The organism is Paenibacillus sp. P46E (assembly GCF_001909095.1).
Taxonomy (GTDB): domain Bacteria; phylum Bacillota; class Bacilli; order Paenibacillales; family Paenibacillaceae; genus Paenibacillus_AQ; species Paenibacillus_AQ helianthi.
Window position 1 is genome coordinate 225,442 of the sequence record NZ_LVYZ01000002.1, and the last position, 22,287, is coordinate 247,728.

Below are 22,287 nucleotides of genomic sequence, written 5' to 3' on the forward strand. Positions count from 1 at the left end.
AGATCTGCACCTTACCCTGCCTGCTGTGTGATTCACCACACTTTGCGTTATACTAAAGCTACCATAAAAAAGAAGGGGAATGGACAGGCAGTTATGACGGCCTTCCACACATACCTATGACCGATACCCAGCAGCCATTAACCAAACAATGCGCCTACTGTCAGCAGTATAAACCTCTAACTGAATTCCGCAGGCGCACAGGCAAGCGCTCCAAGGGCCAGTCCCGCCGCGGTGCCTGCCGGGAGTGCCGCAAGGAGCTTCTGGCGCATAAACCCAAGCCCGCTGTGCGGGGAAAAGTAGCCGCAGTGACTGCTGCTACCGTGATCTCCGATTCCGGATTGACCGATACGCTCGTGCTTACACGTTATCCGCTCCCCCCAGCGCCGGCTGGCTCAGCTTCCAAGTCTGCTGTGCCTGGAGCCCATAAGACTTCACTGCCGGAACAAGCAGCCCCTCCGGCACACGGGATCAAGGGCAAAGCGCGGCCACGCGGGGCCGACCCCCGCCGTAAAGCGCCACAGATTAGAGGACCAAAGCCAGATCCTCAGGATGCATCTGCACTCATTCCGTCGTCCAAAGGCATGATTCTTATGCGGGGTCACAGCGACAAGGGCCGGCGCTGGCATCAGGAAATCGACCTGGAGCTTGCCGTAACGCTCGTCAGAGAGCATGCCGCTGTAGTGGTAAACCGCCGCACGATCCGCAGAATATACAGTAATAAGGATTTCCGCGCCTTTATTCTGACCAGGGACAAGTATACCTGCCATTTCTGCGGCTTGTACGGAGATACCATTGATCATTTGCTGCCGCGCGCCAAAGGAGGCCACACTACGCCGGATAACTGCGTGTGCGCCTGCAATCTCTGCAACCAGACCAAGGCTGACCAGTATGTAGAGGAATTTATGGGGCGGTGAACAATCCTGCGAGAAAACATGAAAAAAAACCCGCTATTTCAGCGGGTTTTTCAGGTGGAGCGCTCATCACTGACAGTCCCAATGCTTTAATAAAACAGTCCTTTGGTTCATCACTACATCTTAGCTTCCTTGATGGCCTATGGAACTTCGGCTCGTGCTTTTGCTGCTATTCTTTCCAATCCAGTTAGCATGGCTAGGTTTCACCTTCCATGCCGCCTTGGAATGATTCCATTTCTGCTGACCAGGTGTCGTCAAACTGAGGTTTTCAACATTCCAACTGTACACAGATCAAACCCTTGCCGCCTCCCTGTCCTTCGGGTCATTTTCATTCCAATTGACGGTTACGGATCAATCAATCAATCAATCCAGACTTCTGTAGAAGTCTCTGAATAATCGTGGTCACCTCTGCTCGGGTCAGGTACGCTTTCGGAGCAAATTCGGTGCTCGTTCTTCCTGAAACGACTCCTGCTTGAATACTGTCAGCCATACTGCTCAGCGCCCAACGGGATGCATCTGCTGCATCTGTGTACGGTCGTAGTATTGCGTCAGTCGGTTCCACAGGCAGCTTGGATTTCAGGGTGGTGATCTTCATCGCTTTGGCGATTACCACCATCGCTTGTTCTCGGGTAATCTGATCATTCGGACGGAATGTCCCGTCTTCAAACCCGCTGATCAACTTGTAGGCATAGGCCGTTTGAATCGCGCCGCTGTACCAATCCGTATTCTTCACATCCGCGAATGGACTTGAGCCGTTCTCCGGCTTCAGTCCCAATCCCCGAACCATGATCGTTGCAAACTCCGCGCGTGTAATCGCTTGATCGGGATTGAACATGCCCTTGCCGGTGCCGTTGACGACCCTCCGAAAGCCCATGTCGTTCACCGCATTTTTCGCCCAGTGCTGCGAGATATCTTTAAATTCTATTGGATACTCTACGATCGAATACGTACTGTTCGTCAAGCTGTTCACTTTTGCCACATACTTGCCGTCTATGATAACAATCTGGGTCGGTATAGGACGAACGGTTCCATCGGGGTCAATCACAACCCCTGTTGTGATTTTGCTCGGGTCGGTTCCCTCCGGAAGCACCATCGTTCTTTCCACGTAAGCATTGAACTTGGATACTTCAATTGTTGTATCCCCGTAAGTGCCTCTTACCGTAAAGTTCAGCGGAGGGGTGACAGGGGTGAATCTCCCTTTAGCTGCCGCGTTTTCCACGATCTTCATTATGTCCGCTGCCGGCTTGGAAATTTCGATCTGCACCTTAATATCCTTAAACTGTATGTTTTTGCCGAATTGCTCCGAAAGCGCACTAATGTCAACCTGCTGTGCAGGTAAGGTATAGGTCGCGTTCTCTGTTTTGATCACAATGACCGCATGCTTTGGTTCCATGTCTTTTAACATTTGGCCGTTCATTTCTCCGATCACGATATCCGACTTCGTCTTCACCGAAATCGTAATCACTGCATCTTGGCCTACTGCCGCAAGCTTATCCTCCAGCACCTTCGGATCAAGCACAACCGTAGTGACCGTTTGCTCATTCACTTGGGTTGTGGTTGCCAGCCCCGCCTTCTCAGCCTTGCCATTAACAAGAAATTCAACCCCGGTGAGCGATGTATCGGGTGCACTCGGAGTTCCGGGCTGTACCGGTGTACTCGGCGTTCCGGGCTGTGCTGGTGTACTGTCATTTGGTGCTTTGGGCGTCACCGTATTGGAGGCAGTAGAAGCTGCGCTGCTTCCTACGTTATTTATAGCTTTTACCGTAAACGTATAGGTTAGTCCGTTGGATAGACCGGTTATCGTGATTGGGCTTGTTGTTCCTGTTGCCGTCAGATTTCCCGGTGAGGCTGTTACCTCGTAGCCTGTTATTGCGCTTCCTCCATCTCCCGCAGGAATGGTGAAGCTGACAGTCGCTTGACCCTCACCTGCTACTGCGGTTACATCCATTGGAACTGACGGAACTGACGGAACCGTCCGTGGCGTTCCGCTTATTTCATCAGAAGTTGCACTGTCGCCTACCGAGTTGGTGGCTTTGACTACAAAATAATATGTTGTGCCATTCGTCAATCCCTTTACATCATAGCTGTATACAGAACCGCTTACCGTAGCCACCGCTGCTCCATAGGGGTCTGAAGCTGTTCTCTGGTACACTGCGTAGCTTACTGACCCGTACGCTTCATTCCAGTTCAGCAGGACATGGCTGTCCCCTCCCGCAGCCGAATTCACATGCGGCGCAACGGCATTGGCCATGGGTGCTGGAAGCGTGACGGTCGTGCTCGCAAGCTGCGGCAAGCCTGCCGCGTCGAAGGCGAGCTGCGCTCCCGTCACCTCAGCTGCGTTCGCTGCGCCAAGACCGGCAAAGGCTACTACACCCGCACTCGCTGTGCTCGTTGCCGTTCCCGTCAGCGTCCACGGTCCCGTGTCCTTCTTCGATATGGTCACCACAGTGCTGCTATCGCCTGTGCTTGTATTGCCGTAAGCATCGCGAAGCGTCACGACCGGCTGCTGCTTGAACACGCCTCCGTTACTGGCTGGCGCTGCAAGGTCCGTGCTCAGCGCCAGCGAAGCCGCTTTTCCCGCTACCGGCGTGATGCTCAGCGGATTCGCCGCTGGCGTTGTCACGCCCGTCACGCTCAAGCTAATCGTTTGCTCCGCTGCTTGGTACAGCTTCAGCTTCACCGTGGCTACGCCGCTCGCGAACGTGACGGAGATCGTGTTCGGCGATGCCGTCAAGGCTTCCCCGTTCACGCTGCCATAGGAGCCGTCGGGCGCTGCCGCGTAGCCGGATACCGTCACATCATAAGCGCCGCTAAACGTCGTATTCGTGGTCCCCTGCGAGTTCTTCACGGTCAGGGTGATCGCGTCGTCCATTCCGACTCCGGGGGTGACTGTGGTTACGGCTGCGCTGACCGTTTGCGCTGGCTCCGGTGCTGGAAGCGTGAGCGTCGTGCTCGTAAGCTGCGGCAAGCCTGCCGCGTCAAAAGCGAGCTGCGCTCCCGTCACCTCAGCTGCGTTCGCTGCGCCAAGACCGGTAAAGGCTACTACACCCGCGCTTGCCGTTTTCGTCGCCGTACCTGTCAGCGTCCACGTTCCCGTGTCCTTCTTCGATATGGTCACCACAGTGCTGCTATCGCCTGTGCTTGTATTGCCGTAAGCATCGCGAAGCGTCACGACCGGCTGCTGCTTGAACACGCCTCCGTTACTGGCTGGCGCTGCAAGATCCGTGCTCAGCGCCAGCGAAGCCGCTTTTCCCGCTACCGGCGTGATGCTAACCGCTTTCGCCGCTGGCGTTGCGACATCTGCCACGCTCAAGCTGATCGTTTGCGCCGCCGCTTGGTTCAGCTTCAGATTCGCCGTGGCTGATCCGTTCGCAAACGTAAGGCTGATTGTGGTCGGCGATGCCGTCAAGACATCCCCGTTCACGCTGCCATAGGAGCCATCGGGCGCTGCCGCGTAGCCGGAGATCGTCACATCATGAGCGCCGTTAAACGTCGTATCCGCACTCCCCTGCGAGTTCTTCACGGTCAGGGTGATCGCGTCGTCCATTCCGACTCCGGGAGTGGCCGTGGTTACGGCTGCGCCGACCGTTTGCGCTGGCTCCGGTGCTGGAAGCGTGACCGTCGTGCTCGTAAGCTGCGGCAAGCCTGCCGCGTCAAAAGCGAGCTGCGCTCCCGTCACCTCAGCTGCGTTCGCTGCGCCAAGACCGGTAAAGGCTACTACACCCGCGCTTGCCGTTTTCGTCGCCGTACCTGTCAGCGTCCACGTTCCCGTATCCTTCTTCGATACGGTCACCACCGTGCTGCTATCGCCCGTGCTCACATTACCGTAAGCATCGTAAAGTGTCACGACCGGCTGCTGCGCGAATGCGCCTCCGCTACTGGCTGGCGCTGCAAGGTCCGTGCTCAGTATCAGCGAAGCCGCTTTTCCCGCTGCTGGCGTGATGCTAACCGCATTCGCCGCTGGCGTTGCCACATCCGCCACGCTCGAGCTGATCGTTTGCGCCGCCGCTTGGTTCAGCTTCAGATTCGCCGTGGCTAATCCGTTCGCAAACGTAAGGCTGATTGTGGTCGGCGATGCCGTCAAGACATTCCCGTTCACGCTGCCATAGGAGCCATCGGGTGCTGCCGCGTAGCCGGAGATCGTCACATCATGAGCGCCGCTAAACGTCGTATCCTTGGTCCCCCCCTCATCCATCACAACCAGGTAGAGCGTATTGTCTGTGCCAACTCCAGGTTTGTTCATTAGTGCGCTTGCGCGGACCGTTTGCGCTGGTTTAGCAGGTCTCACCTTCCGGACCGAGTGGCCACTCTCCGCGATATACAGATTCCCGCTGCTGTCTAGCGCCACCGCATTCGGGAAGTTCAATGAAGTTAACGTCGCCCCTACTCCGTCGCCCGAATAGCCGCCGCCTACCACCGTATTGATCTTCCCGGACGTGTCTACCTTCCGGATACGTCCCTTATCACGATCTGCGATGTACAGATTTCCGCTGCTGTCTACCGCCAATCCCATACTTAATTGATCAATACCTGCTAACGTCGCCAATCCTCCATCTCCTGTAAAATTGGTGGAGCCTGAGCCAGCCACCGTGCTGATTTTCCCGGAAGTATCTACTTTCCGGACGAAGCCGTAGCTTAATATATACAAATTTCCGCTGCTGTCCACCGCCACGCCTCTCGGACCACTCAATTGAGCCGCCGTCGCCAAGCCGCCGTCTCCCGAATTGCCTTTGTCACCCGTGCCAGCAAACGTACTGATCTTCCCGGAAGCGTCTACTTTCCGGATCCGCTGGTTATCACGATCTGCGATAAACAGATTCCCGCTGCTATCAATCGCCACTCCAGTCGGATTGTTCAATTTGGCTGCCGTCGCCAAGCCGCCGTCTCCCGAATAGCCGCCGATACCACCTATGCCTGCCACCACGCTGATGATACCGAACGTATCTACCTTTAGGATTCGATTGTTTCCTTTATCCGCGATGTACACATTGTCATTATTATCAACACTCACCCCATACGGGGTGTCCAATAGGGTCTTTGTCGCCAATCCGTCGTTTGCCAAAGTAGGGCCCCTTTTACCCGTACCCGCCATCGTGCTGATCATACCGGACGTATCCACTTTCCGGATACGCTGGTTATCACTATCTGCAATATACAGATTCCCTTTGCTGTCTACCGCCACTCCAAACGGCCAATTCAATTGAGCCTTCGATCCCAATCCTCCATCTCCTGAATAGCCGCCATTACCGTTGCCAGCCACCGTGCTGATGCAGCATTTGCTTTCAGGCACCGTTCCTCCCCCGCCGTCTCCAGGATCGACCGCTGGTGCGGTTAGCTTCCGGATCCGGCTGTAAGAACCATCCGCCATATACAAATTCCCTTTGCTGTCTACCGTCACTGCAGTCGGGAAGCTTAGTTGAGTCGAGGTCAGCACTCCTCCATCTATGCCAGCCAATACGCTGATTACTCTGGTCACTTGATCTATTTTAAATACCCTTTCAGTATAGTAATCCGTTACATACATATTTCCGTTGCTGTCTATCGCCATTCCTTTGGAATCCGGCAATGGAACCCCTGTCGCAGTTGCTCCATCCAACTTAGCAGCAGTACCCAAACCGCCGCCAGCCACTGTACTGATTAACCCGTTCACATCTACTTTACGGATGCGGCGATTACCTGAGTCCAATATATACAAATTCCCGTTGTTGTCCAGCCCCACTTCACTCGGGTGGTACAGTTGGGCCAATGTCGCTGCGAAGCCGTCTCCCAAAAAGCCTTGGGTACCCACGCCATTCTTACCCATGGTGCCAGCTACCGTGCTGATCGTACCGGACGTATCTACTTTCCGGATCACGTTGTTATAATACTCAGCTATATACAGATTCCCATCGCTGTCCACCGCCACTCCCCTTGGACCTCTCAATTGACCCAATGTCGCTGCTTTCCCATCCATCAGTCCTACAGAAGTACCGCCGCCAGCCACCGTGCTGATCTTACCAGACGTATCTACTTTCCGAATACGCGAGTTTTCACCATCCGCTATATACAGATTACCACTGCTGTCCACCGCCACGCCTCTCGGACCACTCAATTGAGCTAATGTCGCTGCTTGGCCGTCCCCCGAGAAGCCAGCAACACCCGTACCCGCTACTGTGGTGATCTTGCCGGACGTATCTATCTTCCGGATACGGTTGTTAACGATGTCCGCTATATACATATTTCCATTGCTGTCTACCGCCATTCCCCCACTTAGGTCCTCCTTTCCGTCCGAGGGCAGCGTCAGCCATGGGGGTAGGCCGCCCAATTGAGCCAATGTTGCCTGTCCGCCGTCTCCCGAGAAGCCGGCGACACCCGTACCGGCTATTGAGGTGATCGTGTAGCCACTTGCAGCGTAGGCTTTTCCTCCGGACCATTCAGGCAGCAGTCCCGTAATCAGCAGAACGGCCAGTACAGCGGCCACAAACTGCTTTGCTTTTTTATACATTCTTTTTCCTCCTTTGTGATGTTTTTTAATGAAGCCATTTTTGTCCAATAAAAGCTCCCCTTTGACTCTGATCGTCTAATCTGGTGATTTATTTCATAATATCGCCTTCATTCGACATATTCCTCATTATACAGATTCATTTTGAACCGAATTTGAACATAACAAAACGACCCTCGTTGTCTTAACAGACAAGAGGGCCACACACCATTCTTATAAATACCGATGAAGGCTTCCCTGCTAATTCCAGTTCAGGCAGCCGTTCCGTTATCAACAGAAAAGCCGTCAGGGTAGACGGGAGAGCCGATTGTGATTCTGTTCAAAACAAGGATAAGGGATTCAAGGCTAATGTCTCCATGTCGATATCCGGTGAAACGCCCAATTCGCGGGCAAATAAGTCTTTAACTTTCCTCTCATGCGCTGCAGCCGCTTCCTTTTTGTTCATCAAAAGATGCAGCGCGATGATTTTGGCGTGAATATGCTCTGTCAACGGCTGCAACTTCACCCACTTTTCCAAATATGGCAAGGCGAACTCAAATCTTTTCTGCCACACTTCGTAATCGGTCATATGGCTTAGCAGTTCGATATACTTCATTTCCAGCTCAGCCCTTTTTTCCGCCGCCCATTCGTATCCGTTCTCCGACAAATAACCACCCTTATACAGTTCTACTGCCCTATTCGCTTCTGCAATATCATTGCGGTCCTTGAATCGCTGATGCCTTCTCTCAAACTCGTCACAATCCCATACATCCGGAGCCCATAACAATCTGCAGCGCCCTCCTCCGGCCCGGTTCTGCTCAATTACCTTGAACAAACCGAACGTTTCCAGCTCCTTCCGCAGCTGGTACATCGTCGTATACAGCATCGCTTGTGCTCGCTCGGCGTTCCGGTCCCCCCACAGCGCGTCCATAATACTCTCCTTGGCGACCGGCTGATTCCGGCGGTGAAGCAGGAATGCGAGCAATTCTTCCGTCTTTGCCCTGTGGAATTTCAGCTTTCTCCCGTCATAGGCCTCAACTGAAAACCGCCCAAGGGTACTGACGGACATGCCCTTCGAATTCACGCTTGCAGGCTCTGCCCCCAGCTTTCTGGCGAGCCGGTCCAACGTTTTGCGCAGCCGGTCCGCTGTTATCGGCTTCATCACATAATCAAGCGCTTCCGTCTCGAAGGCATCTACCGCATAATGGTCATAGGCTGTCACAAAGGCAACGGAGACATCGGAGCTGCACTCTTGAATCCGGCCAGCCAATTCCAGGCCATTCATATCTGGCATTTTCATATCGACAAATACAAGATTGACCTCCACAGTAAGCAGCCGCTCCAACAGATCCTCCGGGTCGTGAAAGAGTCCGCAGATATGAACATCGTCGAACGTCCGGAGCACACTTTCCGCCATTTTCAGAGCAGGAAGCTCGTCGTCAACCACCATTACTTTAATCATGCATGGGTTCCCCCTTCGGAATGCGAATCGTTACTGCCGTACCCCCAGTTGCTTTGCTTTCAATGTCGAAGCCGTGACCGTACATCCGAACGAGGCGTTGTTGAATATTTTTCAGCGCTACGCCGCTGCTTGCCGCGTCACTGTCCTTGATCGATTTATTTGGAAAAGGCTGCTGAAGACCTACGCCGTCGTCCTCCACTGTGATAACAACCTCCCCTTGCGATTCACGAACGAAAATAGCCACCGTGCCGCCTTGCTTCCGGTCGGCCAAACCGTGCTGCACCGCATTTTCTACCAACGGCTGGATGACAAGCGGAGGAAGCAGGCAATGCACATTGTCATCAATGTCGTATAAGACGCGTAGCCGCTCCCCGAACCGTGCCTTCTCGATGGACAGGTAAGCCTCAACCAGTTCTAATTCCTTGCTTAGCGTCACGAGCTTATCCAAATTTCTGAAATCAAAGCTGCCCCGTAAATATCGGCTGAGCTTGGCAAGCAAATCCCGCGCAGCCTGCGGTTCGTCAAGCGAGAAAGCTGAGATCGTATTCAGCGCATTGTATAAAAAATGAGGCTTGATCTGCGCCTGCAGGAAAGCCATCTCGGCGCTTATCGATTCGCTCATGGACCTTTTCATCTTCAGCAGCGTCCGAATGCGCGCCTTCATTTCGCCGGCCTCGACCGGCTTGCCAAGAAAGTCGTTCACTCCCGCGTCGAACGCTGCCAGCATTTCCTCCGGCCGGTTTCTTGCAGTGAGCAGCAGCACCGGGAGTTCAGACAGCGAGTATCTCTTGCGAATGTTCCGGCACACCTCGTAACCGGACATTCCGGGCATCATCAGATCGACAATCGCCAAATCGATATTCCGGTTCAGCTCAAGCTGACGTACCGCTTCACTCCCGCTGGATACGGCGATAACCGTATAGTTCTCTAAGGACAAGAGGTTGAGCAGCACCTGCCGGTTAGTGGCGTCGTCGTCCACAACCAGTATGGTAAACATCTCGCCGCCTTCCAGTTTGACCGTATCCGCCCGGAACGTCTGCAAGGCAACTGTCTTCAGCAGCTCGTTAGCCTCTTGCTTTCCCGCCTTAGCCCCTGGATTATCGCCAGATTCTGCTGCGAGCGGCACCGTAAACGTAAACACCGCACCTTGCCCGTGCTCCGATTCTGCCCAGATGATTCCGCCATGGAGCTGAACCAACCGTTTGGCAATGCTAAGCCCAAGTCCGCTTCCGCCATATTCCCCCGCAAATACGCTTCCGGCTTGCTCAAATGATTCAAATATGGTTTCCAGCTTCTCATGGGGAATGCCGATACCTGTATCCGAGACGGAAATCACCAGCCAACCGTTCTCTTCTCGCGCCGAAACCGTAATCTCGCCTGCCGCTGTAAATTTAAGCGCATTGCCGATCAGATTGTTCAAAATTTGCATCAGCCTGTCTTCGTCGGCATAAATAAAGTGCCGATCGCTTAACAGGTCAATAAACCGCACTGGCTTGTCCCCTGACAAATGACGGAACATCTCGAAGACCACGTGCACAAGCGGACGCAAGGCAACGGCCTGCCGGTTCAGAACAAGCTCTCCGTTCTTCAGTTTGGACAAGTCGAGCAGATCGCCCACCAGATGGTTCATCCTCTTGCCTGTACCCACGATCATCGCCACATTCTCCGCTTGCTGCGGCGTCATTGGGCCTACTGCGCCCTCAAGCAGAGATTGGGCTATGTTGATGATTCCGTGCAGCGGCATTTTCATCTCATGAGATGTGTTGGTCAAAAATTCGTCCTTCAAACGGTCCATGGAACTTAGCCGTTCCGAAAGCTTCTGAACCGCAGCGAACGCATTCACAAATCTTTTGGACAACAACAGCCCCTGAGTGATGAAAAAACACAGCCATGCGGCCAACTGAAAGGAAAAGGCGGCCGGGATATCTAAAAATTCCATTAAGGATACCACAGCCATGGCCAGCAGGGACAATGCACCGAACAGCAAATATACCGAGCCTTCCATCCTTCGCATAGCACCGACGGCCATCACGTATATGACGTAGAGAGCTGCGACAAGCAACAATGCGAAGCTAACGAGGCTTACTTGAGTAAAGACCGAGGCCGGGGTCGTTAGGATGAGAATCATCCGCGCCGCGATTGTCGCCCCGAACACTGTTATCGCGATTTTTTTGAACAGATGGGGAAAGGAATACATGGTATACAGCAGCAAAAATAATTCCGCCGTCACACCAGAAAAATCTTGTATTTTCGTAAACAGCTCGTATGGCAATCCCGGCAGCAGCAATACAACGATTTTTTCGCCATGTGTCACCGAATATATACAGATCGACGTGCAGCACAGGCCAAAATAGAGCCAAGAGCGCTCGCGTCCCCGCATCCAGAACAGCACAATGAAATAGGTGCCCATTAACAGGAAAGCGGACGAGGCTAACAAATCTTTGGCAATGGAATCATCCCGAACGGCCAGAATGTCTGCCTGAAGGCCCAAATCAATAGAGCGGGTGATTCCCCCTTGAAAGTATCGATAGTTCGCGACCTGCACGATGATGTCAGCACTATCACCATCCGCCGAAAAAAACCGAACATAGGGTGCATTGACAGAAACCGTATCCTGCTTGTTCATCCCTGGAATGCCGCGGCCGCCGATCTCCCGACCGTTCACGAACAAGGTATGGGCTGTTTTAATATTCGTCTGCCTGATCCCGTAGACTTCTCCGTCCCCTTCGGGCAGGTTAACGCGCAGCCGGAAGGTTGCGTATTCGTAAGGCGATTGATTCCGCCCCTCAACTTTATAATGCTCCCACTTGTCGGGCACGTGAACGTAGCTCGTCATCACGGGCATCTTGCCGTCCTTTTTTCTCGGATTGAAATCGTCCGGAGTCAGAAGGCGATCCCGATAATATTCCCATTCTCCATCCAAACTCGCGATGCCGCTCTCGGCAAAGCCCCACCGTGTTAAATCCAATACCCCGTTTACCGCTTCAGGGTTGCTTCCGGCAGCCGACCGGTTTATCGAGAACCAGTATGTCATAATAAGAATGAGGGCAACAACAAAAAACATTAATGCGATCACCGTTTTTTTACGCATTCGTCTTCCCCTTATATCAACAACTTCTCTGCACACATACTCTTTCGACAACAACTTACAAAATCCTACACGATAACGGTGAACGACTAAGGATGTCGTATAAACACTATGACCGATTATGGAGCCATGGGAAATCGCCCCCCTCTCCACCTTGAGCACGGCGGCAGACCCTAGTGGAACAAGGGCAGCTAATTCTAATTCTATTTCTAATTCTTACTCTTCTCGTGCTTCCGGGTGCGTTAATGGATCATTGATAGCGTGAAGCCTATACATCCTTATATTTGCACAATTCCGTCCTTCGGACGAGCAAAATAAAAGATGCTTTTTCCCAACTTTATGCACAGCTTATCCACCGGGTCAAGAAATTTTCCAAACCATAAAATAAGCGCTCCCGGCTCGGGACCTGCTGTTCATGAGATCAGCCGTCAGAGCTTGGAGCGCTTTTGAAATTTACGTAATATGTTTGACCCGTCCGACTTGACCGTCAGCCAGCCGCACTTTGATGCCATGCGGATGGCGGGGCGAGTTGGTCAGAATGTCTTTGACCACGCCATGCGTGAGTTTGCCTGTAGCCTGATCCTGCTTCAACACAATATCTACCTCAAGTCCGGCACGGATATCCGCTCTAACTTGTCCGTTCATGATGCGCTCCCCTTTCTTAAGTTATAATGGAGTTACTATATTTCAGATTAAGGATAAGGATGATACAACAATGGCCTTCGGTATTAATAGAGCAGAATTGACCCGCTGGAAACAGGCGGTCTCCGCAGGAGAGATCGCCTTCCTGACCCATTATTGGCTGGACCCGCGATTTCCGGGGATGACCACAGTAACCAAAGTCGGCTGCAGCAATCTGGACCGCCTGCACAGCTGGTGCGAGCAGCATGGGCTGCCGTCCCGGTACATTCATAACCGCGAACCTTTCCCGCATTTCGATCTTATGGGACCGAAGCAGCCGGAAATTCTCCGGCAGGAAGGGCAATGGGAGCAGCTCGAAAGGTTCCATTTGCTCTGATCCGCAGATGAGCGCATATGCTTCCGATGTCCATAATACAAGCTGCGGACTATTTCTTATTCTTCAGATCCTTCATAATCTTCCGCCCGGTTGGGGTCTGGGCAAGTCCGCCCCCAGCCGTCTCCCGGTGCTTCTCCGGCATGGCCGAGCCAACCTCAAGCATGACCTTGATGACCTCGTCGGATGGAATCACGCTGCGTACCCCGGCCAGTGCCATATCAGCGGCGGCCAGCGCCGTAACGGCTCCGAAGCCGTTGCGCACGATACAGGGAATCTCCACAAGTCCGCCGACAGGGTCACAGATCAGCCCCAGTGTATTTTTGAGCGCGAGTCCTACGGCATGCACGGCTTGCGCCGGGGTTCCTCCGCGCAGTTCAGTGAGTGCTCCCGCTGCCATTCCGATAGCCGAGCCAACCTCGGCCTGGCAACCGCCCTCCGCGCCGGAGACAAACGAATTATTGGCAATCACATACCCTATGGCTCCGGCGGCGAACAGACCGGATACCATATAGTCATCATCCCAGCCAAAACGCTCCTGGCAGCTCAGAAAGACGCCGGGAATAATTCCGCAGGAGCCGGCTGTCGGTGTGGCGATAATGCGTCCCATGGATGCATTGACCTCTGATACAGCCAGCGCATAGGCCATGGCCTGACCGGCAGGTCCGCCAAGACAAGGCTCATCCGCTGCGTTGTAGGCGGCAACCCGCTGGGCGTCCAGGCCGGTCAGCCCGCTGCGTGAGGTGGTATCCTCGGTCATTCCGCGGTGGACGGCTTCTTTCATCACGCCATAATACTGGCTCATGGTAGCAAATTCCTGTTCCTTGGACCGTCCGGATTCTTTGCTCTGCTCCTCCAGCATCAAAGCGCCTATACCCATTCCCCGTTCCTCGCATAATACAGCCAGCTGGCTTAAAGTTTGAAAATTCATGGTGTGCTGTCCTTCCCTTTCTGTTCTTGCAGAGTTTCATTCAGATCTACCACTTTGACGGATTGGACGGCAGGCAGAGCACTCAGCTCCTGCAGCAGCCCCGGCGTCGCAGCTTCATCCAGCTCCAGCACCGTCAGAGCCGCACCGCTGCGGTTTTTCCGGTCCAGCGACATATGCCCGATATTGAACTGGCCCCTGCGCATGACATCCGTAACACTGGCGAGCACCCCCAGGTAATCCATATGATGAATAAGCACCGTGGGATACATTCCTGTAAGCTTCACTCCGAATCCGTCTATATCAACAATTTCGATATTTCCGCCGCCGATGGATATCCCCGTCAGCGTTAATTCCGTTCCGGTCTGAGCACCCGTCAAACGCAGCCGTACTGTATTGGGATGAGGGAAAAGCCCCGTTCCCTGACCGAAGGAAATAGCCATCCCCGCCTCTTCTGCGAGTTCGATGGAATCGGGCAGACGGGAGTCGTCCGTAGCGAAATCCAGCAGCCCCCCGGCAATTGCCCGGTCTGTTCCATGCCCTTGATACGTCGCAGCAAAAGAGCCGAAAAACGTCACCTCGGCCTCAGACGCCGGCTCACCCAGCACCTGCCGGGCAGCCCTGCCGATCCTCGCCGCGCCTGCTGTATGCGAACTGGAAGGCCCGACCATAGCCGGACCGATAATTGAGAATACATCTTTGAACCGCATTGTTCAGATCTCCACCTATCAAAATTCGACAATATACTTCACTTCTATATTATACTGCAGCCGCGTAAAAGCTACACCATGACATTATCTGTTACGTGAAGAGTATTCCGGGAGAACAGGAGAATACCCTCCCGTTCCTGCCACCCGATCCCAGCCCAGAAGCTGCGGCCGAGGCTGTTGCCCTCGATCACCATCAGATGACATTTGTCGATTCCCTCCTGCAACAGCTTGTCCAGACAACGTGAAACCAACCCACGGCCGACACCCTTGCCGCGGCTGTCTCCGCTGACCGCGACATGATACATATATCCCCTGCGTCCGTCATGTCCGCACAACGCCGTACCGGCAAGCGTGCCGTTTTCGTACTCGCAGATCTGGCTCATTCCCGGGTTACGTTCCAGATAGCGGAGAATTTCTTCCCGGGAATCCGCAGCGCTTAGGTTCATCCCCGGTGTATCCTCCCACAACTGATATGCGGCTTCATAATCACTGGCAATCATAGGTCTGTAGTTCATTCTCTGTCCCCATTTCCATTTGTATTTCGTATGTATGGATAAGCACCTTGGCATATTACGGCGAGCTCTTCCAGAGTCAGTCTGCCAAGAGACAGCATAGCCGCACGCTTTTCTGGGCGCATGCATAAAAATATACAGGAAACCACAACGCACCTGAGGAGTGTCGCTAATGAATCCTGTTTACCCCTATTACGGGGAACGTACGGTCTGCCGTGTCCAGCCTATAGGCTTCCCCCCACAGCATCAGGAACGCCAGCCGGGCCTGGAGAGTCTGATGCAGCCCCGGCCCATCAGCGAGAACCCGGAGAGCCGCGGCAGCGGAAAGCTGAGCGGCAAAGTAGCACTCATCACGGGCGGAGACAGCGGGATCGGCAAAGCCGCTGCAATCGCTTTTGCCAAAGAAGGGGCTGACGTCGCCATTGCCTACTTATACGAAGCTTCGGATGCGGAAGTCACGCAGCGGCGTATTGAAGAGCTGGGGCAACGCTGCCTGAGAATTCAAACGGATTTACGGTATAAAGCAAACTGTACTCAAGCGGTGGAACATACTGTGCAGACCTTCGGTAAAATGGACATCCTGGTCAACAATCATGGTGTACAGTATCCGCAGCAGAGCCTGCTGGATATCTCGGAGGCCCAGCTCTACGAGACGTACCGCACGAATATTTTTCCGTTCTTTTTCCTGACACAGGCTGCACTTCCGCATATGGAACGCGGGGCAACGATTATCAATACAGCTTCTATTACGGCTTATCAGGGAAAAAAAGACCTTATCGATTATTCGTCCACCAAAGGCGCGATTGTCTCGTTCACCCGCTCGCTTGCCCTGTCGCTGGCTGATCAGGGGATCCGTGTGAACAGCGTGGCTCCGGGACCCGTATGGACCCCGTTGATTCCTTCCAGCTTTTCCGCTGAAGAGACCAGCGTTTTTGGTAGCGACACCCCATTTAAGCGGGCTGCCCAGCCCTATGAGCTGGCCGGCGCTTATGTCTATTTAGCGGGACCCGATTCTTCTTATGTCACCGGAACCTGTATTCATGTTAACGGAGGGGACATGGTTACAAGCTAAACAGCCGCGGAAGGGATTAATGATCCCGGCGGCCGTGTTCACTTCCCTGAAAGGATGTTAAATAAATGAACAAGGTAAAGGATTACAATCTTCCGTCCGTCCGTCTAAGCGCAGGGATATACGCTTTAACGAAACTGTCTGCCGCCGGTTTGACATTTATGCTGGTCTCCCTCGTGATGCTGGGATTCCCGCATACCGATGGCGTCCCGGAAGGCTGGCCAACCTCAGTACCTTACGCCATCTATGCCTACGGACTGCCCGCTGCGCTGGTTGCGGATGCGCTGCTGCGCGTGTTCCGCTCCACTTCGCTCGTCCCGGCCCTCCTTCTGTACGCGGCCGCCGGCTATGGCGCAGGCCTGTGGATCGCCTCGGAACAGGGTGGGGATGCGGTAACCTGCGGCATCGCCGGAATTTTCGCTCTGCTGCTGTTCCGGCTTGCACAGCTGGCCGGAGAGCGGCAGCCGCTCCTGCTACCGGTATTTGCCCTGTTTGTCCCGCTGCTCTGCCTGGTGCTGTTCTAAGCTGCACTTAGGGGGATATTCCCCCGCTTGGCTGCATTTGTGCATCGCGAATGCACGGTGAGTTGGGATGTGTTGTGAATACCCCAGTACCGTTAGAGCCTTGCAAACGTATAACACTGCCCTGCCCGCCGGACTCAGAGCGCCTCTATGATATCCCCGGCGGTCAGCGCCGCCGGATCATGGCGCAAGCGGGACGCTCTTTCACCCGCCAGCCCGTGCAGATAGACCCCAAAGGCCGCTGCCTGCGCGGCATTCAACCCCTGTGCGAGCAATCCGGCAATCATGCCGGTCAGCACATCGCCCGCACCGCCGGTCCCCATACCCGGATGGCCTGTGATATTCACATAAGCCTCGCCTTCAGGTGTTGCAATGACCGTATGGGCTCCTTTGAGCACGAGGATAACCCCATGCTCCCGGGCATAAGTAAGCGCCAGACCGATCCGGTCCCGCTGCACCTCAGCCGTGGATAGCCGGGCCAGCCGGGCCATTTCCCCCGGATGAGGTGTCAGGATCACCGGATGGCGGCGGCTTGCCCAGGAGCTGTACTCACTGTCCGCCAGAATGTTCAGTGCATCGGCATCGATGACGAGAGGTGCTTCGATGCCTTCCCACAGCGAACGCAGCCATTCCCCGTCGCCTTCAAACCGGCCAAGCCCCGGTCCCACGGCGGTGACATCTCTTCCGCTGCTGAGCCGCAGCACTTCGGCGGCAGTCCCGGCGCTCCAGGCGCCGTTCTCTCCGCCGGCCGCTGCCAGCATCAGCTCCGGGGCCGCTCCGATGACGAAGGGAAGCAGCATCGTAGGCAGCGCCCAGGTCACCAGGCCGCAGCCGGCGCGCAGCGCAGCGCGGGAGGCGAGCAGGCCGGCGCCGCTCATGCTTAAGGTTCCTGCCGCCACCAGGACATGCCCGTAGGTGCCCTTGTGGCCCTCCGGCGAACGGCGGCGCGACACGTCGACCTGCAGACGTGTCCTTAGCACCTCCGGCGTCAGCAGGCTGGCCGGGACGCCGCTCTCCCGGGCCAAGGCAGCCGGGATGCCGATGGAGCGGACCACTACCTGCCCGGCACTCGCTGCGCCGGGATACTGCAGCAGCCCGCGCTTCAGGAACGCGAGGCAAACCGTCACTGCCGCATGAATGCAAGGCTCATGCGCCTGGCCTGTGTCCGCATCCAGCCCGCTCGGGATGTCTGCGGACACAATCGGTTTGCCGCTGCCGTTCGCAGCGGCAATCAGCTCCGCATAGGCACCGCGCGGGGCCCCCGCGCTGCCGGTGCCGAGCAGCGCATCCAGGATGCCGCTGCATGCGGCAAAGTCCACCCGGTCCCGGCCGTAGACTACGGCGGGCAGGCCCAAGGCTGCAGCAGCATTCTGCTGCAGCGCGGCTTCGCCGGCCAGCGACTCCGGCGCGGCCGCGTACACCAGCGTGACGGCGATGCCCGCCTCACGCAGATGCCTGGCGGCGGCGAGGCCATCGCCGCCGTTATTGCCTTTGCCGACCAGCACGAGCCAGTGCTCGGCGCCGGCATGCTCCAAGGTCAGCGCGGCATCGCCGCTGACCGAGAATAGCGCACCGTGTTCCCCGGTGTGCCCGTCCCATTCGCGGTTCCGGCAATCCGCGCCCGCCGGGCTTCCGTCCCCCAGAGCATCTCCAGCTCTATCCGCGCCCGCCGGACACCCTGCCTCCAGAGCTCTATCCATGCCCCTCACATACCAGCCATCCGCCGCATTAGCCCCGCCCGCCCGGAAACCTCCATCAACCGCCGGATGCCCAAAGCCCGAACCCCCCGCGAACACACGCCCCCGCTCACGGCAAAAGCGGACGATCTCTTCCGCAATCGCCCGTCCGGCATTCTCCATCAGCGCAACCGCCGGAATGCCCAGCCGTTCAATCGTCGCGCGGTCCAGCTCCCGCATTTGCTCCGCAGTAACCAAATACATATAGTTCCGTCCCCTCTCTGCCGTTTCAGACCATGATATTCGCCGGACCGGCTGCAGAAATTTGGATGTCCTCATTTTCTATACAAGGTGTACCCGGCTCCACAGCCAGCGTATCCGCCCGCAAATAGTCACCCGGCATCGCCGGTGGAGAGCAGAGCTTGACCCGGATTTATTAAAACGGCAACACGATTAAATCACTCTTGGGTGCTCTCGTCAACACCCGGCTCTTCTCGGCTCCGACCAGAACATCATCCTCAATCCGGACTCCGCCAATACCCGGCAAGTACAGACCCGGCTCAACCGTCATGATTGTATTCTCAACAAACGAGTACTCAGCCCGATAACTGATATAAGGCGCTTCATGAATATCCAGCCCGATGCTGTGGCCGGCGCCGTGATTGAACAGGTCATTCACGTTTTCTCTTATAAAAGGACTGCGGATAATCAAATCCAGCTCTTTGCTTATCATGCCGTGACGAATGGCATTTAAGCCCGCCAGCTCCGCCTCCAGCACCAAATCATATATTTCTTCAAGACGCGGATGGGGCTGGCCTACCGCAACTGTTCTAGTTATATCTGAAGCATACCCTTGGAAGGTTGCGCCAAAATCCAGTATGACCATATCTCCCTGTTCGATGACTTTCCCGCTTGCCTCACCATGAGGATAAGAGGAGCGGATACCTGAGGCAACGATCGTGTCGAAGGAGGTCTTCTCCGATCCTTTCTGCTTCATGAAGTATTCCATTTCGTCGGCTACCTGCTTCTCCGAAAGGCCCGGACGGATATAATTTAGAATGTGTATGAACGTCTGATCAACAATTTTCACCGCCTCTATGGTCTTGCGGATTTCATCCTCGTCCTTTACAGCGCGGAACTCCTCCACCCAGCCGTCTGCTGTTCTGGCCTTCACCTGAACCAGAGCTTTGAAATGCTCTCCATCGCTGTAGCTCAAATGTCCCCCTTCAAATCCAACCTCTTGAATGTTTTGTTTGTGGATGATTGCCGCCGCTTCATCTAGTAGTGATTGTTTCCAGCATACAATCTGAATCAGGTCGCTTAGCTCCTCGCGGGCCTGCTCCACATAACGGCTGTCCGTAATAAAATAGATTTCATTTTCTGTAAGCAGCAAAGCTGAATCTTCTCCTGTAAACTCGCATAAATAGCGGACATTTTTAGGATTGCTCACATATAGGGCCGGAAGATGCTCATTTGACATCTTTTTCAACAAACGTTCAATCCGCTTCATCTTGCCTTACTCTCCTTCTTCATAACAGAAGGGAGGAATGTATTAATCCCTCCCAGCGTCTTGTCATATATTTTATATAGTTTTTATATACAAATGATAGTGCTCATGGTTCAATTCAGCCAGCGGAGCAAATTCAAGCTTCTGATCTTTAAAGATAAAGCGGTTGGAGTGTGCAACCCGTTCAAATTGCTTCGCAATATCTCCCTCATGGACCGGCAGTTCATAGTACTCCTTTTGAGGTGATACAGCAGCAAGAATATAAGGGCCAAAGGCTACCGAAGCGAGATCGGCTTGATCCGGTGTATATTCCAAACGCAGCTCCGGATTAAACTTGATGCTCACTTTTTCGCCCTTGCTCCAGTTCCGGGACAGAACGATGTATCCGCTTTCTTCTACAGCCTGAACTTCTGTGCCATTCACATAAGCCAAGACCTTTCCCTGATGCCAATAGGGCTTGCGGATCTTCAGGCTGGTTCTCGCCAGCGTCTCAATGTTAAGCTCCAGCTCACCGGTGAACACCTCAGGAACGGATTGTACAACTTTCAGTCCCTTCTCCGCATCCTCCAGGGCAGCCGAAACAAACAAATTGACATATAAGGAATCTGCATCTTCGAAGAAAATCGCCTCGGCATACTTGAAGTGGTTTTCCAGTCCCGTCCCATGACAGCAGGAGTTCTCCACATCGAACCCTTTTTGTCCGCCCGGAAGGGTCGGCATAAAGTAGGTGCTGGCGCCCAGGCATTCATGATCCGTTGAAGAAAGAATATGGTTGAGCATGGTCCGCTCGTAATAATCCATATACTTTACATCCTTCTCATACATATATAGCTGCTTTGTCAGCTTCAGCATATTGTAAGAGGCACAGGTTTCAGCCGTATGCTCCGTAAGATGTACGCCTATTTTGTACGGCTGCTTGAACATTTCCCCTTCGCCGGTTCCGCCAATGGAGTAGATATGCGCATTTACAACCGATTCCCAGAAGAATCTGGAGATCTCATAATATTTATCTTCGCTTGTAGCTTCGAAGATTTTGAAGGCCCCGACGATTTGCGGGATGTGCTGATTGGCATGCATCGCACCCAAAGCGTCTACTTGTTGCGTCATCGGAAAGAACAAGCGGTCATTATCGAACAGCTTTGCCGCCAGAATATGCTGTTCCTTATGCGTATAAGTAAAGAGCTCGGCCATTGATTCATTGATGCCGCCGAATTCTCCGGCAATGTACATACTCCACATTTTCTTCAATTGGTCATGCGGCAACACGCTTAAACGGTTGTAGATCCAGTCTCCCAGCTTGTCGGCGATGGTCAGCGCCAGTCCGATGCCCGCAATATTATAGCCATCCAATAGACCGGCCAAAATTTTGTGCAGGGTATAATACGGAGCCCAGATCTCCGGATAACGTGTATATACCTCCAGCAAATCAAACTGCTCTTCGGAATATGCGCTGATAAATCCGTAATGGTAGCGGTCATCCGCCTCAAAGGCCAGCTGCACCTTGTTCAGCTCTTCAATCATGTAGTTCAATTTTGTGTAGATCTGCACAATGCCGGTTGATGCGTAGCATAATGCCAGGGCAGAGAGATAATGTCCGGTGGTGTGCCCTTTCAGCAGGCTGTCCTCCGAGTCCCAGCCGATCATTGCCGGAGCATTCAACGTGTCCAGACCGGCGGCTTTCCTGAAATTGTACAGCATTTGGTCATCGTCAACCGTAAGCAGAAACTCCAGTCTCCGGTCCTGGGCCGTTTTGGGCAAGGAAGTACCCGCCAGTTGCACCTTCTTAGTCGGGACAGCATTCAGCTGCTGCTTTCTATCGCCCGTTTGGTGAGTGCTTTTCTCTATCAGAATAACGGCCTCTACCTCATAGATCGTATCCGTCAGAATGCCAAGCGCACTTTGCTCCCCGATATCAGCATAATTCCGTTTGTCGCCGCCGCGCCATGTCACCGAATGGGCAAGTACATCTCCGCTTACCGTTTGAATGGAGACAACGGAAGGCAGATGAAATTCCTTGTTCACTTCCTGCCGAATATAAATTGGGAAAATCTTTTCAACCTGGATTCTATTTTTCTCCTCCAGGATCTTCACTTCAAAAACCTTTTGAAGACTCGCCCCACCAAAACTGAAGGTGGCGGTCACAGGAACGACCCGGTCCCCTTTACCATACTCAGGCTGGTGTACTTTCCCGGAACCGTCAATCCAGCGATCATCTTTCGAGACCCAAGTAATTTGCGAACCATTTTTGCCTTCAGTCGGCAAGGTGATATCAAACTCTACGGTTTTGAGATTTCCAAGATGCAGGGCCTCAATGTCCTTTTGGACAATTTCCAGAGCACTCAATGTATTCGACATCGGCTTTCCTCCTACGCGTACTTTTAATCGCTTTCACATCATCCATGTTACAAGAAATAAAATTCACTGTCGG

The 22,287-nt window shown here is 54.1% G+C and carries 14 protein-coding genes; 4 read left to right on the plus strand and 10 right to left on the minus strand.

All coding sequences use genetic code 11. From position 1 onward, the window contains the following. Positions 1 to 116 precede the first annotated feature (116 nt). Positions 117 to 914: an HNH endonuclease gene (locus A3849_RS02305; RefSeq protein ID WP_074109983.1), complete on the plus strand. Its 798-nt coding sequence runs from the start codon at positions 117 to 119 to the stop codon at positions 912 to 914. Between the two features lie 352 nt (positions 915 to 1,266). Here the strand turns inward: A3849_RS02305 and A3849_RS02310 are convergent, their stop codons facing one another. The 4 genes from A3849_RS02310 to A3849_RS02325 all read right to left on the minus strand — a co-directional run bounded on the left by A3849_RS02310 (position 1,267) and on the right by A3849_RS02325 (position 12,566). Further along, on the minus strand, positions 1,267 to 7,395 hold the full coding sequence (locus A3849_RS02310; protein WP_074109984.1) for an NHL domain-containing protein: 6,129 nt from the start codon (positions 7,393 to 7,395) through the stop codon (positions 1,267 to 1,269). A 316-nt stretch (positions 7,396 to 7,711) separates the two neighbouring features. Further along, positions 7,712 to 8,833, minus strand: a complete 1,122-nt coding sequence (locus A3849_RS02315) for a response regulator (RefSeq protein WP_074109985.1) — start codon at positions 8,831 to 8,833, stop codon at positions 7,712 to 7,714. Beyond that, positions 8,826 to 11,924: a hybrid sensor histidine kinase/response regulator gene (locus A3849_RS02320; RefSeq protein WP_074109986.1), complete on the minus strand. Its 3,099-nt coding sequence runs from the start codon at positions 11,922 to 11,924 to the stop codon at positions 8,826 to 8,828. Before A3849_RS02320 ends, A3849_RS02315 begins: the two co-directional genes overlap by 8 nt. A 450-nt stretch (positions 11,925 to 12,374) precedes the next feature. After that, positions 12,375 to 12,566 carry a YwbE family protein gene (locus tag A3849_RS02325; protein WP_020426781.1) on the minus strand — a complete coding sequence of 64 codons (192 nt, stop codon included), beginning with the start codon at positions 12,564 to 12,566 and terminating at the stop codon, positions 12,375 to 12,377. 70 nt (positions 12,567 to 12,636) lie between these two features. Between A3849_RS02325 and A3849_RS02330 the strand changes: the two genes are divergently transcribed. Then, positions 12,637 to 12,939 (plus strand): hypothetical protein, encoded by a 303-nt coding sequence (locus A3849_RS02330; protein ID WP_074109987.1) that lies wholly within the window; start codon positions 12,637 to 12,639, stop codon positions 12,937 to 12,939. A 49-nt stretch (positions 12,940 to 12,988) separates the two neighbouring features. On the opposite strand, the gene sdaAA is transcribed toward A3849_RS02330, so the two are convergent. The 3 genes from sdaAA to A3849_RS02345 all read right to left on the minus strand — a co-directional run bounded on the left by sdaAA (position 12,989) and on the right by A3849_RS02345 (position 15,089). After that, positions 12,989 to 13,867, minus strand: a complete 879-nt coding sequence (gene sdaAA / locus A3849_RS02335) for an L-serine ammonia-lyase, iron-sulfur-dependent, subunit alpha (RefSeq protein WP_074109988.1) — start codon at positions 13,865 to 13,867, stop codon at positions 12,989 to 12,991. Next, the gene (gene sdaAB / locus A3849_RS02340; RefSeq protein ID WP_074109989.1) at positions 13,864 to 14,574 is read right to left on the minus strand and encodes an L-serine ammonia-lyase, iron-sulfur-dependent subunit beta; all 711 of its coding nucleotides are present in this window, start codon (positions 14,572 to 14,574) and stop codon (positions 13,864 to 13,866) included. Before sdaAB ends, sdaAA begins: the two co-directional genes overlap by 4 nt. 71 nt (positions 14,575 to 14,645) lie before the next feature. Next, positions 14,646 to 15,089 carry a GNAT family N-acetyltransferase gene (locus A3849_RS02345; RefSeq protein WP_074109990.1) on the minus strand — a complete coding sequence of 148 codons (444 nt, stop codon included), beginning with the start codon at positions 15,087 to 15,089 and terminating at the stop codon, positions 14,646 to 14,648. A 169-nt stretch (positions 15,090 to 15,258) separates the two neighbouring features. On the opposite strand from A3849_RS02345, the gene A3849_RS02350 reads away from it, so the two are divergent. Both A3849_RS02350 and A3849_RS02355 read left to right on the plus strand, forming a co-directional pair. Next, complete coding sequence (locus tag A3849_RS02350) at positions 15,259 to 16,158, plus strand: SDR family oxidoreductase (protein WP_074109991.1); 900 nt, start codon at positions 15,259 to 15,261, stop codon at positions 16,156 to 16,158. A 65-nt stretch (positions 16,159 to 16,223) separates the two neighbouring features. Next, a complete protein-coding gene (locus tag A3849_RS02355; RefSeq protein ID WP_074109992.1) occupies positions 16,224 to 16,679 on the plus strand; it encodes a hypothetical protein in 456 nt (151 codons plus the stop codon). A gap of 134 nt (positions 16,680 to 16,813) precedes the next feature. Here A3849_RS02355 and A3849_RS02360 read toward each other — a convergent pair whose 3' ends face one another. The 3 genes from A3849_RS02360 to A3849_RS02370 all read right to left on the minus strand — a co-directional run bounded on the left by A3849_RS02360 (position 16,814) and on the right by A3849_RS02370 (position 22,214). After that, positions 16,814 to 18,616 (minus strand): bifunctional ADP-dependent NAD(P)H-hydrate dehydratase/NAD(P)H-hydrate epimerase, encoded by a 1,803-nt coding sequence (locus A3849_RS02360; RefSeq protein WP_074109993.1) that lies wholly within the window; start codon positions 18,614 to 18,616, stop codon positions 16,814 to 16,816. A gap of 172 nt (positions 18,617 to 18,788) precedes the next feature. Beyond that, the gene (locus tag A3849_RS02365; RefSeq protein WP_074109994.1) at positions 18,789 to 19,862 is read right to left on the minus strand and encodes a M24 family metallopeptidase; all 1,074 of its coding nucleotides are present in this window, start codon (positions 19,860 to 19,862) and stop codon (positions 18,789 to 18,791) included. Between the two features lie 72 nt (positions 19,863 to 19,934). Continuing rightward, complete coding sequence (locus tag A3849_RS02370; protein ID WP_074109995.1) at positions 19,935 to 22,214, minus strand: beta-L-arabinofuranosidase domain-containing protein; 2,280 nt, start codon at positions 22,212 to 22,214, stop codon at positions 19,935 to 19,937. Between the last annotated feature and the right edge of the window lie 73 nt (positions 22,215 to 22,287).

Excerpts from the sequence above, each read along its gene's own strand:
- A3849_RS02305 (WP_074109983.1), top strand. The coding sequence starts at position 117 with ATGACCGATACCCAGCAGCCATTAACCAAACAATGCGCCTACTGTCAG.
- A3849_RS02310 (WP_074109984.1), bottom strand. The coding sequence starts at position 7,395 with ATGTATAAAAAAGCAAAGCAGTTTGTGGCCGCTGTACTGGCCGTTCTG.
- A3849_RS02315 (WP_074109985.1), bottom strand. The coding sequence starts at position 8,833 with ATGATTAAAGTAATGGTGGTTGACGACGAGCTTCCTGCTCTGAAAATG.
- A3849_RS02320 (WP_074109986.1), bottom strand. The coding sequence starts at position 11,924 with ATGCGTAAAAAAACGGTGATCGCATTAATGTTTTTTGTTGTTGCCCTC.
- A3849_RS02325 (WP_020426781.1), bottom strand. The coding sequence starts at position 12,566 with ATGAACGGACAAGTTAGAGCGGATATCCGTGCCGGACTTGAGGTAGAT.
- A3849_RS02330 (WP_074109987.1), top strand. The coding sequence starts at position 12,637 with ATGGCCTTCGGTATTAATAGAGCAGAATTGACCCGCTGGAAACAGGCG.
- sdaAA (WP_074109988.1), bottom strand. The coding sequence starts at position 13,867 with ATGAATTTTCAAACTTTAAGCCAGCTGGCTGTATTATGCGAGGAACGG.
- sdaAB (WP_074109989.1), bottom strand. The coding sequence starts at position 14,574 with ATGCGGTTCAAAGATGTATTCTCAATTATCGGTCCGGCTATGGTCGGG.
- A3849_RS02345 (WP_074109990.1), bottom strand. The coding sequence starts at position 15,089 with ATGAACTACAGACCTATGATTGCCAGTGATTATGAAGCCGCATATCAG.
- A3849_RS02350 (WP_074109991.1), top strand. The coding sequence starts at position 15,259 with ATGAATCCTGTTTACCCCTATTACGGGGAACGTACGGTCTGCCGTGTC.
- A3849_RS02355 (WP_074109992.1), top strand. The coding sequence starts at position 16,224 with ATGAACAAGGTAAAGGATTACAATCTTCCGTCCGTCCGTCTAAGCGCA.
- A3849_RS02360 (WP_074109993.1), bottom strand. The coding sequence starts at position 18,616 with ATGTATTTGGTTACTGCGGAGCAAATGCGGGAGCTGGACCGCGCGACG.
- A3849_RS02365 (WP_074109994.1), bottom strand. The coding sequence starts at position 19,862 with ATGAAGCGGATTGAACGTTTGTTGAAAAAGATGTCAAATGAGCATCTT.
- A3849_RS02370 (WP_074109995.1), bottom strand. The coding sequence starts at position 22,214 with ATGTCGAATACATTGAGTGCTCTGGAAATTGTCCAAAAGGACATTGAG.